The organism is Variovorax sp. PAMC 28711 (assembly GCF_001577265.1).
GTDB lineage: Bacteria > Pseudomonadota > Gammaproteobacteria > Burkholderiales > Burkholderiaceae_C > Variovorax.
This window is the reverse complement of record NZ_CP014517.1, coordinates 2623988-2637392: the sequence shown is the minus strand read 5'-3', so window position 1 is coordinate 2637392 and position 13405 is coordinate 2623988. Positions and strand designations below refer to the sequence as shown.

Annotated in this window: 10 protein-coding genes and 1 tRNA gene; 4 read left to right on the top strand and 7 right to left on the bottom strand. The window is 65.8% G+C overall.

The window, feature by feature from the left end:
* Positions 1–18 precede the first annotated feature (18 nt).
* The 4 genes from AX767_RS12830 to nadE are packed head-to-tail and all read left to right on the top strand — an operon-like array spanning position 19 to position 3258.
* Positions 19–807 (top strand): hypothetical protein, encoded by a 789-nt coding sequence (locus tag AX767_RS12830; protein WP_068631697.1) that lies wholly within the window; start codon positions 19–21, stop codon positions 805–807.
* Positions 808–812: 5 nt separating this feature from the next.
* Positions 813–1256, top strand: coding sequence for a hypothetical protein (locus AX767_RS12825; protein WP_068631696.1), 444 nt, complete (start codon positions 813–815; stop codon positions 1254–1256).
* A gap of 5 nt (positions 1257–1261) precedes the next feature.
* Positions 1262–2428, top strand: coding sequence for a phospholipase A (locus tag AX767_RS12820; protein WP_068633664.1), 1167 nt, complete (start codon positions 1262–1264; stop codon positions 2426–2428).
* A gap of 8 nt (positions 2429–2436) precedes the next feature.
* On the top strand, positions 2437–3258 hold the full coding sequence (nadE, locus tag AX767_RS12815) for an ammonia-dependent NAD(+) synthetase (protein ID WP_068631695.1): 822 nt from the start codon (positions 2437–2439) through the stop codon (positions 3256–3258).
* A gap of 61 nt (positions 3259–3319) precedes the next feature.
* Here nadE and AX767_RS12810 read toward each other — a convergent pair.
* The 7 genes from AX767_RS12810 to rpoC form a co-directional block, all read right to left on the bottom strand.
* Positions 3320–3395 (bottom strand) — tRNA-Phe (locus AX767_RS12810).
* Positions 3396–3413: 18 nt separating this feature from the next.
* Positions 3414–4115 carry a response regulator gene (locus AX767_RS12805; protein WP_068631694.1) on the bottom strand — a complete coding sequence of 234 codons (702 nt, stop codon included), beginning with the start codon at positions 4113–4115 and terminating at the stop codon, positions 3414–3416.
* 47 nt (positions 4116–4162) lie between these two features.
* A complete protein-coding gene (locus tag AX767_RS12800) occupies positions 4163–6388 on the bottom strand; it encodes an ATP-binding protein (protein ID WP_443082780.1) in 2226 nt (741 codons plus the stop codon).
* Between the two features lie 56 nt (positions 6389–6444).
* Positions 6445–7125 carry a DUF4390 domain-containing protein gene (locus AX767_RS12795; protein WP_443082748.1) on the bottom strand — a complete coding sequence of 227 codons (681 nt, stop codon included), beginning with the start codon at positions 7123–7125 and terminating at the stop codon, positions 6445–6447.
* Positions 7076–8401, bottom strand: a complete 1326-nt coding sequence (rsmB, locus tag AX767_RS12790; protein WP_068631692.1) for a 16S rRNA (cytosine(967)-C(5))-methyltransferase RsmB — start codon at positions 8399–8401, stop codon at positions 7076–7078. The genes AX767_RS12795 and rsmB overlap by 50 nt, the downstream gene beginning before the upstream one ends.
* A gap of 79 nt (positions 8402–8480) precedes the next feature.
* Entirely contained in the window at positions 8481–9092 is a 612-nt protein-coding gene (locus tag AX767_RS12785; RefSeq protein WP_237288448.1) for a LemA family protein, read from the bottom strand.
* A 79-nt stretch (positions 9093–9171) separates the two neighbouring features.
* On the bottom strand, positions 9172–13404 hold the full coding sequence (gene rpoC / locus AX767_RS12780) for a DNA-directed RNA polymerase subunit beta' (RefSeq protein WP_068631691.1): 4233 nt from the start codon (positions 13402–13404) through the stop codon (positions 9172–9174).
* Between the last annotated feature and the right edge of the window lies 1 nt (position 13405).

Sequence of the window (13405 nt, the reverse complement as noted above, 5' to 3'; positions counted from 1 at the left end):
TCAAAACCCGACCTGCGTATGCGCCAACACCTCATCGAACCCGGCGACGTTTGCCTGCTGCTGTCCGCGTCCATCCGGCCGAACGCGCTGGCCGACGTGTCGATCGCCGATCCGGTGCAGCGGGAGACCGACTACCTGGACACCCTGGCTTACTACCTGAACGCCCACCCCGGATTCAAACGCTTCGTCTTCATCGACAACTCCGGGTGGCCGCTCGACAAGTTCGCGCAATTGGCCGCGAGCGTGGCCCCCGATGTGCAGATCGAACTGATCTCGCTGGACCTGAACGACTTCGCGCCGCACCTCGGGAAGAGCTACGGCGAAATGTTGTTGCTGGAACGCGGGATCGAACGCTCCACGCTGGCCAAGGAATCCGTCTACCTGGCCAAGCTCACGGGACGCTTGCCGCTGACGAATCTCACGGCGCTCGTGCAATCCGTGACGCGGCATTTCGATCTGTTGTGCGACGTAAAGGACCATCCGATCAACGAATGGCTGCGCCGACCTGTCACCGGCCGCCGGGCGGACACCCGCTTCTTCATGTTCAGGCTTCGCTTCTGGGACAAGTACGTGCGCGGGCACCTCGACGAATTCGACGAGCGCCGCGGCGAGTTCGTCGAGTGGTTCTTCTACCGCCTGGCGACCCGGCGAGGCACCGGCGAAGTGATGCTGAACCGCCTGCCGCGCGAGCCCGTGTTCGAAGGGCTCGCCGGCCACGGGAGCAAGGACTATTCGTCGTCGGCCGAAAAAAAGAAACGAATGATCCGGGACATCGTCCGGCGCGCCGTTCCGTGGTTGAAGGTCTGACGTCCATGAAGCGCTTTTCCACGGCTGTTCTGATCGCCGTTTTTGGCGTGCTTGGCACGGCTTGTGCGCAGCAGATCCCTGTGGCGGCCGACTGTCCCGCGAGCGCGCAGGAAATGCCGACGACGGCGCTCTACGGCCAATGGGAAGCGCGCTTCGACGGACTGCCGGCGGTCGCCGCCGTGCGGCTCGGCAAGCATCCCGACTACGAAGGCGTGCGTGGCACCATCACACGCACGCCGGGCGCAACCGTGGCGCAGCTGGCCGGCGACATCGACGATGAGGGCCAGCTAGCCATCGACGAATCGCAAGACGGGCACCGCATCAGCGGCGTCTGGTTGGGCCGGATGGAGCCGGGGTCGTGCGGCAAGGAATTCACGGGAACCTGGCGCAACGCTGCCGACGACAGCACGCATCCATTCGTGTTGAGGAGAACAGGTCAATCGCAATGAACGCAATGAACGAAACGAAACGACACACACGCATCCTGATGGCGCTTGGCGCCGGGCTCGGCATGGCAAGCGCCCATGCGCAGCCCGCCGACAAGCCGGCGAGCCCGCTCGCAAGCGCCCAACTCACCTGGCAGCAGTGCAGCGCCCTCGCGGGCAGCAACGAGGCGCGCCTCGCTTGCTACGACCGTTGGGCACAGCAGCAATCGCTGCCTGCCGCCGCCGTCGGGTCGGCGCCGCCTGTGCTCGCCAGCACGCAGCCGGCGCCACCGGTCGACGCCTCGGTGCCCGCGACGCGCGTGGTCTCGGTGAGCACCGAAGAAGGCTGCCGCGACCGCCAGTACTCGACGCTCTCGCGCTTCTGGGAACTGGAAAACGGCAGCGACTGCGGCACCTTCACTTTCCGCGGTTACCGGCCGCTCAGCGTGTCGTTCTCGGCCGCCACGAAGAAGCCGGACACGCCGACCTCGCCGGCGGAAGGCCACACCGGCACGGCCATCGACTACCAGGCCAACGAAATGCGCATCGGCCTGTCGGTGCGCACCAAGCTGGCCCAGGGCATCCTCACCAAGGACGATCCGGTGAAGAAGGATTCGCTCTGGTTCGGCTACAGCCAGCAATCGACCTGGCAGCTCTTCAACGGCGACCTTTCGCGGCCGTTCCGCACCACCGACCATGAGCCCGAGGTCATGTACGTCTACCCGACGGATTTCAAGCTGCCGGGCGGCTGGCGCTGGCGGTATGCGGGCCTCGGCCTGGTGCACCAGTCGAACGGCCAGAGCCTGCCTTACTCGCGCAGCTGGAACCGGGTGTACCTCATGGGCGGCATGGAGCTGGACGATCGCTTCACCGTCACCGGCCGCATCTGGCAGCGCCTGAACGAAAGCGCCAAGAGCGACGACAACCCGGACATCGCCGAGTACATCGGTCGCGCCGAAGTCACCGCGCGCTGGAACCTGAATCGCGATAACCAGCTCGGCGTGACGGTGCGCAACAACCTGCGTGACAGCGGCCGCGGCTCGATCCGCCTCGAATGGCTCAAGGCGATTGGTGATCCGACCAAGAGCAACCTGCGCTTTCACACGCAGCTGTTCCATGGCTACGGCGACACGCTGGTCGACTACAACCGCAAACGCACCGTGCTCAACGTCGGGCTGAGCCTGGTGGACTTCTGAGGCCATCCATGACCATGAGCGACGAACAAAAAAAGATCATTGCGACCCTTCAGGTCGAACCGGTGTTCGATGCCGCGACCGAGATCGAGCGGCGCACGGCTTTTCTCGCGGGCTACCTGCGACAGAGCGGCCTCAAGACGCTGGTGCTGGGCATCAGCGGCGGCGTCGATTCGCTGACCGCCGGGTGCCTCGCGCAACGCGCGGTCGACCGCCTGCGCAGCGAAGGCTATCCGTGCACTTTCATCGCGATGCGGTTGCCCTACGGTGTGCAAAAGGACGAGGCCGAAGCCCAGCGCTCGCTCGTCGTCATGAAGCCCGACCGCACCCTCACCGTCGACATCCAGCCCGCTGCGGACGGCATGCTGGCTGCATTGAAAGCGGGCGATCTCGCCTTTCGCGATGCGGCACATGAAGACTTCGTGCTCGGCAACATCAAGGCACGCCAACGCATGATTGCCCAGTTCGCGGTCGCCGGCGCGCACGACGGTCTCGTGATCGGAACCGACCACGCAGCCGAAGCGCTGATGGGCTTCTTCACCAAGTTCGGCGACGGCGCGGCCGACGTGACACCGCTCACCGGCCTCAACAAGCGCCGCGTGCGTGCCTGCGCTCAGTGGCTCGGTGCGCCCGATGAACTCGTCTACAAGGTTCCGACGGCCGACCTCGAGTCGCTCGTACCGGGCAAGCCCGACGAGGATGCGTTCGGGGTGAGCTACGAGCAGATCGACGATTTCCTCGAAGGCAAGGCGGTGTCGCCGGAAGCCGAGGCGACCATTCTGTCGACGCATCGCAAGAGCGCGCACAAGCGGGCCTTGCCGGTCGAGCCCTGAGCCCGCCTTGAAATCGCCATGAAAAAAGCCCGCTGTCGAGGGACAGCGGGCTTTTTGTATCTGGTGGCCTGGGTCGGAATCGAACCAACGACACGCGGATTTTCAATCCGCTGCTCTACCAACTGAGCTACCGGGCCATGGAATGCAGCCTCAGATTATACAGCGCTGCGCCGACCTCTCGAAAGATCAACGCCCAATTGTTTGAGTTTGCGATACAGGTGCGTGCGCTCGAGACCCGTTTTCTCGGCCACGCGGGTCATCGAACCGTTTTCCATCGCGAGATGGAATTCGAAGTACGCCTTCTCGAAGCCATCGCGCGCATCGCGCAGCGGACGGTCGAGGTCGAAGCTCTGGTTCGACTGCGGACCGGCATCGACCACCACGGCCTGCAGCGGGGTCGGCATCATCGCGCTGTCGTTCACCGTCGTGACCGCCGCCGCGAAGCTGTTGCTGGCAGCCGCCGGCACCACGCTGGCCGCCGCGCGACGTGCGCTCTCGCGGGCGAGTCCCTGCTCCACGGCTTTCAGCAGCTTCTGCATGGTGATGGGCTTTTCGAGGAACGCGAAGGCGCCGATGCGCGTTGCGTCAACGGCGGTGTCGATGGTGGCGTGGCCGCTCATCATCACCACGGGCATCGTGAGCAGGCCCGCCGTCGACCACTCTTTCAGCAGCGTGACGCCGTCGGTGTCGGGCATCCAGATGTCGAGCAGCACGAGGTCCGGCCGCGCGCGTTGCCGCGCGGCGCGCGCCTCGGCAGCGTTCTCCGCGAGTTCCACGTTGTGGCCTTCGTCATTGAGAATTTCGAAGAGCAGGTCACGAATGCCCAGCTCGTCGTCGACCACGAGGATATTTGCCATGAATACTTGTTGTGTGCGCCGTTGTCATGGCGCGGTGTGAGCGACCGCTATTGCGTCTCGCCTGCCAGCGCGAATGATAACGAGACTTGTGCCCCTGCCACAGCCCCATCGACCAGGCGATTCGAAAGTTCGATGCGGGCGCCGTGCTCGTCGGCGATCTTCTTGACCACGGCGAGGCCGAGCCCGGTGCCCTTGGTCTTGGTCGTGACGTAGGGCTCGAAGGCGCGCTTGAGGATGTTTTCCGCGAAGCCGGGCCCGCTGTCCTGCACCGTGAGCCGCACGCGCTGGCCCGACTCGCCGAGCCGGGTGCGGATGACCACCTCGCCGATTTGTCCGGTGCTGCGCGAGGCGGCCTCGGCCGCGTCCTGCGCGTTTTGTAACAGGTTGTGAATGACCTGCCGGACCTGCTGCGCGTCGGCCCGGATCGGCGGGCAGCGCTCGTCGAGCTCGCAGCGCATCGCGATTGGCAGCGTCTCGGCGTTGTAGAGCTGGAGCACGTCGTTCACCAGCGCGTTGAGGTCGACAGGCTTGAGGTCGGCGGCCGGCAGCCGCGCGTAGTCGCGGAACTCGTTGACGAGTCGTTTCATGGCATCGACCTGGTCGACGATGGTCTTGACCGACTTGGTGAGGATCGCCTGTTCGGGCGCATCGACCTTGCCAGAAAGTTTCATTTCCAGCCGCTCGGCCGACAGCTGGATCGGCGTGAGCGGATTCTTGATTTCGTGGGCGAGTCGGCGCGCCACCTCGCCCCATGCCTGCGCGCGCTGGGCCGAGACGATTTCTGAGATGTCGTCGAACACCAGAAGGCGTGCAGCGCCCGGCAACTCGGCGCCGCGCGCCACGATGTTGATCGCGTCCTGCGACAAGCCGTTGCCCGACGCGTGCAGCTCGAATGCGTGCTGCCAGTGGTCCAGGCCGTGCTGCAGGCGTTCGACCTGGAACTCGTCGAACTGCTGCTGCACGTCGTGGCCGAACTCAGCGAGGCCCGGCACCTCGGTCAGCCGTTGGCCTTCAAAAGCAGCAAGCGGGGCGCGCAACACGCGCGTGGCGCCGGGGTTGGTCGATAGCACCGTCCCTTCGGCGTCGAGCACGATCACGCCGGACGTGAGGTTGTCCAGGATGGTCTGCAGGTTGGCGCGTGCCGCGTCGAGCTGGCCCATGGTTTTTTCGACAGCGCCACGGGCATCCGACAGCTGCTGCGTCATCACCGCGAAGGAGCGCGTCAGGCCGCCGAGTTCGTCCTTGCCCTGCAGCACCGCGGTCGGTCGCAGGTCGCCGGCGGCCACCTGGCGCACGCCGTCCGCCAGCACGAGCAGCGGCCGCGCGAGCTGATTGCCGAAGAGCACCGCGAGCAGCACCGCGCCGAACACGGCGAGAAAGAGGCTGAGCGTGAGCGTGCCGATGTACATGCGCCGCAAGCCCTCCCGCGCCAGCGCGCGCTCCTGGTATTCGCGATTCGCTTCCTGCACCGCCAGCGCATTGGCAACCACCGCCGGGGGCAGCGGCACGGTCACCTGCAGATAGCGCGGCTCGGTGTTGAAATCGAAGCCCGGGCGTTGCACCAGCGCGAGCGCGCGCACCGTGGCCACCGGCGGTGCGTTGGCGCCGGGTGCCGGCACTTCGTCGAGCCCTTCGACGTGGGCCATGGCCCGATCGGCGCGAACTTGCCGGAACTGCTGCGGCGTCGGCCGCTCGGGACTCAGCTGGAACCGCGAGGCGCCGGTGCCTGCCACGAGCTGGCCGGTGCCGGTCCAGAGCACGACGTCGCTCGCACCCAGCTGATCGCGGATGCGTTCCAGCGCCAGACCGGCCCCGGCGTCGGTCACCTGGGCGAGCTGGCTGCTGGCGCCACGCGTCTTGTTGGCCAGGTCGTCCGACAGCGAATCGAGCGTTGCGCGGCCAAGATTGAGGCCGGCATCGAGCGCGCCCTCGACCTTGACGTCGAACCAGCTTTCGATCGAGCGTGCGACGAACTGATAGGACACCACGTAGACCAGCGCCCCCGGGACCACGCCCACCAGCGCGAAGATCGCCGCGAGCTTGATCAGCAGGCGGCTGCCGAACTTACCTTGACGCAATCGCCGCAACAGCCGGAACGCGACCCAGCCGATGACCAGCACCAGCAACGCGGCCACCACCACGTTGATGCCGAAGAGGCGTGCGTAGTTCTGTTCGTAGAGCGCGCGGTTGTTGGTGGCCTGCGCCAGCAGGAAAATCAGCACCAGACCGATGGCCGTGACCAGCGCAGCGCCCACGCCGATGGCCCATCGCATCGCGCGCGAACGGCGCGCGACCGGTGCGGCCGCGGCGCCGCCACGCGGCTCGGTGCTCACTTCAGCTTCTCCAGCAGCAGGCGTTCGGTGCGCGCCGCCACGATGTTCCAGTCCGCCTGACCGGCCACGCCGATCTGGAACGGACGGGGCAGCTGGGAGGTGTCGAGCCGAAAACTGAACGCCACCGGGTGCGCGCTCCCGTCGTCGGCGATCTCGGCCCGGTCGCCCAGCCGCAGGCGGCCGATGCGTTTCACCACGTCGAGCGCATCGGTCAGGTTTTCGAAATTCTGATTGAGCGAAACACCGAGCCCCGTATTGGTGATGGGCATTGACGACACGTTGAGACGCCACCGCCGCGTCAGGGGCTGGTAGGCGAGCCGCATGTGGCGCATGACCCGCGCCACGCGGCGGTCCGCCCAGTACCAGCGTTCGGTGAACAGTTCGGCTTCGGCCACGAAAAAGATGGCGATGCCCTTTTCCAGCACCTCGGTGACGCCGGCCGGCAGCTCGAACTGCACCGCCGCCGTGAGGTAGACGCCGTCGTCGCCTTCTTCCAGCCGCATCTGCGTCACCGACGCCAGAGGCGCCTGCGCGAGCGCGGGAACGGCGAAGGTGCCCAGCCCGCCTGCCAGGGTAACGGCGGCCACCGCGATGAGTTCGCGCCGGCTCAAGGCGAGCGCGCACGCCTCAACCGGGGCGCTTTTCAAGCAGGGCGTAGAAGAAGCCGTCGTGTTCACCCAATTGATTGTCCGGGACGCCATGACCATTCCCCGTGCTTTGGGGCAGCAAATGGCCGGGCGATGGCCGCAATCGGGCATCGGTGTTGTGCGCAAGGAACGCATCGATCTGGTGCGAACCCTCTTCCCGGAAAACCGAGCAGGTGCAATAGAGGAGCCGGCCGCCTGCACGCACGAGCGGCCAAAGCGCCGCCAGCAACTGGGCCTGCTGTGCCGCGAGCTGGTCGATGTCGCTCTCCCGGCGGAGCCACCGCACGTCGGGATGCCGCCGCACGATGCCCGATGCGGTGCAGGGCGCGTCGAGCAGGATGGCGTCGAACGGCGTGCCGTCCCACCACTTCTCCGGGCGCGCGGCATCGGCGATGACCACCTGGGCCGTCAACCCCAGTCGTGCCAGCGTTTCGTCGATGCGTCGACTGCGGTGGGCATCGATTTCGAGCGCAATCACTTCCAGATCGCGGCCGGCCGCCAGCTCGAGCAGATGCGCCGTCTTGCCGCCGGGCGCGGCGCAGGCATCCAGCACGCGCAGCGGTGCGCCGACGGCGAGATCCAGGCCCTCGAGCAACAGCGGCGCAGCCATCTGGGCAGCGGCGTCCTGGACCGACACCTCGCCCTCGGCAAAACCCGGAAGCTGCTGGACCGGGCGCGCACGCGACAGCTGCAGCCCGGCCAGCCCGACCGGCTTGGCAATCAGATCCATGGCGGCGAGCGCGAGCTGATAAGCCGCGAAATCGGTTTTCTGCCGGTTGATTCGCAGCGTCATGGGCGCCTGCAGGTTGTCGGCCGTGAGCACGCGCTGCCAGTCGCGGGGATGGTCGCGCCGCAGCCGCTCGATCCACCACCGCGGGTGGTTCCACTGCGCCACCGGCTCGCGTTCGGTCGCCTCGACCAGTTCGTCGCGCTCGCGCAGGAAACGCCGCAGGCACGCGTTGATGAAACTGGCCTGCGCACGGGTGGCCGGATTGCGCTTGGCCGCTTCGACGGCCTGGTCGACCAGCGTGAACGGCTCGTAGGGGGCGCTTGCCGGATCCCAGGCCAGAGCGAGCGCGGTGCACAGCAACGCGTCGGCGGCTGGCGGCGGGGTTCGTTTGGCGAGGTGCCGGCGCAGCGCCTCGGCGCGGCCCAGCCAGCGCAGGACCTGGAAGCCGAGCGACTGGACGCCGGGGCGCAAGGCAGCTTCGACGTTCTCGAACGCCACCGTGCCCGACACGCCGCTGCGGATGGCCGCAAGCGCGGTGGCGGCAAGCTGCAACTGGCGCCAGAGCGGCGGTTGCAATTGCGATGAGGAAGGTGGAAGTGAGAGGTCTGACAAGTCTTCGATGGTAACCAACGCCGCCCGTCGTCGGGCGCGCGCTTCAGAGCAACGGCGCCGCCGGCCGGAGTCGCATGATCCACGCCACCAGGAGCGCAGGGAACTGCCCGATGCCCTGGTTGTAAGCGCGCACGGCCAGATTGAAATGGCTGCGCGCGATCTCCGCCGCCGCCGAGGGCTCGGGCCACGCAATGGGCATGTTGGCAGACGGCGCCTCGTCGATCCCGCCGAGCGGTGCCGGGCGCGAGAGCATGCCGTCGGCGTCGAAGCTCACCATCGAATCCGGATGCTGGCGCTGCCAAGCCGAGAGCAACGCGCGCAGCGCCGTGCCGAGCGCGGCGATTCGTTCGGGGTCGAGCGGCTGCAAGCGCGTGCCGGCCAGCAAGGTGGTCAGTTGGGCGGTCGCGGCGCGCAGCGAGGCGCGGGTCGAAGCGTCCTCCCCGGCCGCGTCGCCCGCACTTTCTTCCGCGGCCGACGATTCGGCCTGGGTGAATTCAAGCTGGCGAACCAGCGCAGCGTCCAGCGTGGCGTAGCTTTGCAGCGCCGCCGAGCGCAGTCGCATCAACCGGTTGTAGGCACCGACGAACCAGAAGAGCAGCAGCGCCGCCACGATCCAGCTCACCAGCGAGTCGGGCAGCGCGTTCACGACGGGCATCGCCCCAAGAAAAATGCCCCCCGACCGCGAGCGGTTGGGGGGCATGTGGGACCGGTCATGGTCCCGCGATGCTAACCAGTTATTCGGCTGCAGCGCCTTCGCCAGCGTCGACCGTCGCGGTCGTCGCTTCCTCGGACTGGCCGGCCAGTTCGGCGGCTTCCGATTCGGCGATCGCGCGGCGCTCGGCATCGTCCATCGCGTCCTTGGCCCGGCGTGCCTGGTGGTACGCCATGCCGGTGCCCGCAGGAATCAGGCGGCCGACGATGACGTTTTCCTTCAGACCGCGCAGCTCGTCGCGCTTGCCCATGATCGCGGCTTCGGTCAGCACGCGCGTCGTTTCCTGGAAGGACGCCGCGGAGATGAACGAGTCGGTCGAGAGCGAGGCCTTCGTGATACCGAGCAGCAGGTTGGTGAACGTCGCGGGGATCTTGTCAGCGGCGCGCAGGGCGTCGTTGGTGTTGAGCATTTCGCTGCGTTCGACCTGTTCGCCGGAGATGTAGTTCGTGTCGCCGATGTTGTCCACCACGACGCGACGCAGCATCTGGCGAACGATCACCTCGATGTGCTTGTCGTTGATCTTCACACCCTGCAAACGGTACACGTCCTGCACTTCGTCCACGATGTAGCGCGCGAGTTCTTCGGAGCCCAGCAGGCGCAGGATGTCCTGCGGATCGGCCGGACCGTCGACCACGGACTCGCCCTTGTTCACCACCTGGCCTTCGTGCACCAGGATGTTCTTTTCCTTGGGCACGAGGTCTTCGTAGACGCCGCCTTCGGGATCGGTGATCTGCAGGCGAATCTTGCCCTTGGTCTCCTTGCCGAACGACACGGTACCGGTCATCTCGGCCAGCATGCCCTTGTCCTTCGGCGAGCGGGCTTCGAACAGCTCGGCCACCCGCGGCAGACCGCCGGTGATGTCGCGCGTCTTCTGGCCTTCGACCGGAATGCGGGCCAGCACTTCGCCGGGGCCCACATCCTGGCCGTCGCGCACCTGAACCAGCGAGCCGATCGGGAAGCCGATCGTCACCGAGTGGTCGGTGCCAGGGATCTTCACCTCGACGCCCGAGGCATCGATCAGCTTGACCTGCGGACGCACGACCTTGGTGGCGCCGCGGCGCTTCGGATCGATCACGACCAGCGTCGACAGACCGGTCACTTCGTCCACCTGCTTGGCGACGGTGAGACCTTCTTCGACGTTCTCGAACTGCGCCTTGCCGGCGAACTCAGTGATGATCGGGCGCGTGAGGGGATCCCAGTTGGCCAACACGTGGCCGGCCTTGACCTGCTGATCTGCCTTGATCGCCAGGATGGCGCCGTAAGGCACCTTGTGGCGTTCACGCTCGCGGCCGTGCTCGTCGTGAATCACGATTTCGCCCGAACGCGAGATGACGACCAACTCGCTCTTGCTATTGGTCACGTAGCGCATCGTCGCGTTGAAGCCGATCGAACCGTTCGACTTGGCTTCCACGCTGGAAGCGACCGCCGCACGCGATGCCGCACCGCCGATGTGGAAGGTCCGCATCGTCAGCTGCGTGCCGGGCTCGCCAATCGACTGCGCGGCGATCACGCCGACCGCTTCGCCGATGTTGATCAGGCCGCCACGACCCAGGTCGCGGCCGTAGCAGGTCGCGCAGATGCCGAAGCGCGTTTCGCACGTGAGCGCGGTGCGCACCTTGACTTCGTCGACGCCCTGGGCTTCCAGCACTTCGATGTTGTCTTCGTCGAACATCTCGCCGGCCTTGAGCAGCACGGCCCGGTTTTCCGGATGCAGCACGTCTTCGGCTGCCGAGCGGCCGAGGATTCGGTCGCGCAGCGATTCGATGACTTCACCGCCTTCGACGATGGCGCGCATCAGGTAACCGCCGTGCGTGCCGCAGTCCTGTTCGATCACCACCAAGTCCTGCGTCACGTCGACCAGACGACGCGTCAGGTAGCCCGAGTTCGCGGTCTTCAGCGCGGTGTCGGCCAGACCCTTGCGGGCACCATGGGTGGAGATGAAGTACTCCAGCACGTTCAGACCTTCGCGGAAGTTCGCGGTGATGGGCGTCTCGATGATCGAGCCGTCAGGCTTGGCCATCAGGCCGCGCATGCCGGCGACCTGGCGGATCTGCGCAGCGGAGCCGCGCGCACCCGAGTCGGCCATCATGTAGATCGAGTTGAACGATTCCTGCTCGACTTCCTTGCCATGACGGTCGGTCGTCTTCTCTTTCGAGAGCTTGGCCATCATCACGCGCGAGACGTCGTCGCCGGCCTTGCCCCAGATGTCCACCACCTTGTTGTAGCGTTCGCCGGAGGTCACGAGACCGGAGACGTATTGCTTTTCGATCTCCTTCACTTCCTTGGCCGAGCGCTCGATGATGTCGTGCTTTTCAGCCGGCACGAGCATGTCGTCGATGGCGATGGAGATACCGGCCTTCGTCGCGAGACGGAAGCCGTTCTGCAGCAGCTTGTCGGCGAACACCACGGTCTCTTTCAGGCCGCACTTGCGGAACGAGACGTTGATGAGCTTGGAGATTTCCTTCTTCTTCAGCGCCTTGTTGATGTTCGAGAACGGCAGGCCCTTCGGCAGGATCTCGGACAGCAATGCACGGCCCACGGTCGTGTCGACCAGCGACGTGGACGCGGTGAACTCACCGGTCTCCTTGTCCTTGGCGTACTCGGTGATGCGCACTGCAACCTTGGCGGTGAGCTCGACCACGTCGGCGTCGAGCGCGCGCTGGACTTCGCCGATGTCGGAGAAGATCAGGCCCTCGCCCTTGCCGTTGATGCGGTCGCGGGTCGTGTAGTACAGACCCAGCACCACGTCTTGCGACGGCACGATCGACGGTTCGCCGTTGGCCGGGAACAGCACGTTGTTGGAGGCCAGCATCAGGGTGCGGGCTTCCATCTGCGCTTCGACCGACAACGGCACGTGGACGGCCATCTGGTCACCGTCGAAGTCGGCGTTGAACGCCGCGCAAACGAGCGGGTGCAGCTGGATCGCCTTGCCTTCGATCAGGATCGGCTCGAAGGCCTGGATGCCCAAACGGTGCAGCGTGGGCGCACGGTTCAGCATGATCGGGTGCTCTTTGATCACCTCTTCCAGGATGTCCCACACCACCGGCGTGCCGGATTCGACTTCCTTCTTGGCGGCCTTGATCGTCGTCGCGATGCCCATGGCTTCGAGGCGCGAGAAGATGAACGGCTTGAACAGTTCGAGCGCCATCAGCTTGGGCAAGCCGCACTGGTGCAGCTTGAGCGTCGGGCCCACCACGATGACCGAGCGGCCCGAGTAGTCGACGCGCTTGCCCAGCAAGTTCTGGCGGAAACGACCGCTCTTGCCCTTGATCATGTCGGCCAGCGACTTCAGCGCGCGCTTGTTGGCGCCCGTCATGGCCTTGCCGCGACGACCGTTGTCCAGCAGCGAGTCGACCGCTTCCTGCAGCATCCGCTTCTCATTGCGCGCAATGATTTCCGGGGCCTTGAGCTCCAGCAGGCGGCGCAGACGCGAATTGCGGTTGATGACGCGGCGGTACAGGTCGTTCAGGTCGGAGGTCGCGAAGCGGCCGCCGTCCAGCGGCACCAGCGGACGCAGGTCCGGCGGCAACACTGGCAGCACGTCGAGCACCATCCAGTTGGGCTTGATGCCCGACTTGCGGAAAGCCTCGAGCACCTTGAGGCGCTTGGAGTTCTTCTTGACCTTGACTTCGGAGCCGGTCAGGTCGCCCCGCAGGCGTTCGATCTCGCTGTCGAGCTCGATGCCTTCCAGCAGGTCCTTGATACCTTCGGCGCCCATCTTGGCGGTGAACTCGTCACCGTATTCCTTGCGCTTGGCGTCGAAGTCGTCCTCCGACATGATGTCGCGCTTCTTCAGCGGGGTCATGCCGGGGTCGGTGATCACATAGGCTTCGAAATACAGCACGCGTTCGATGTCGCGCAGCGTCATGTCGAGCACCAGGCCCAAACGCGACGGCAGCGACTTCAGGAACCAGATGTGCGCGCACGGTGCGGCCAGGTCGATGTGACCCATGCGCTCGCGGCGAACCTTGGTCTGCGTGACTTCAACGCCGCACTTCTCGCAAATGACACCGCGGTGCTTCAGGCGCTTGTACTTGCCGCACAGGCATTCGTAGTCCTTGATGGGGCCGAAGATCTTGGCGCAGAACAGGCCGTCGCGTTCGGGCTTGAAGGTGCGGTAGTTGATCGTTTCCGGCTTCTTCACTTCGCCGAAAGACCACGAGCGGATCTTCTCTGGCGAAGCCATGCGGATGCTGATGGCATCGAAATGCTCATCGGGCGTGAATTGCTTGAACAGGTCGAGTAATGACTTCATG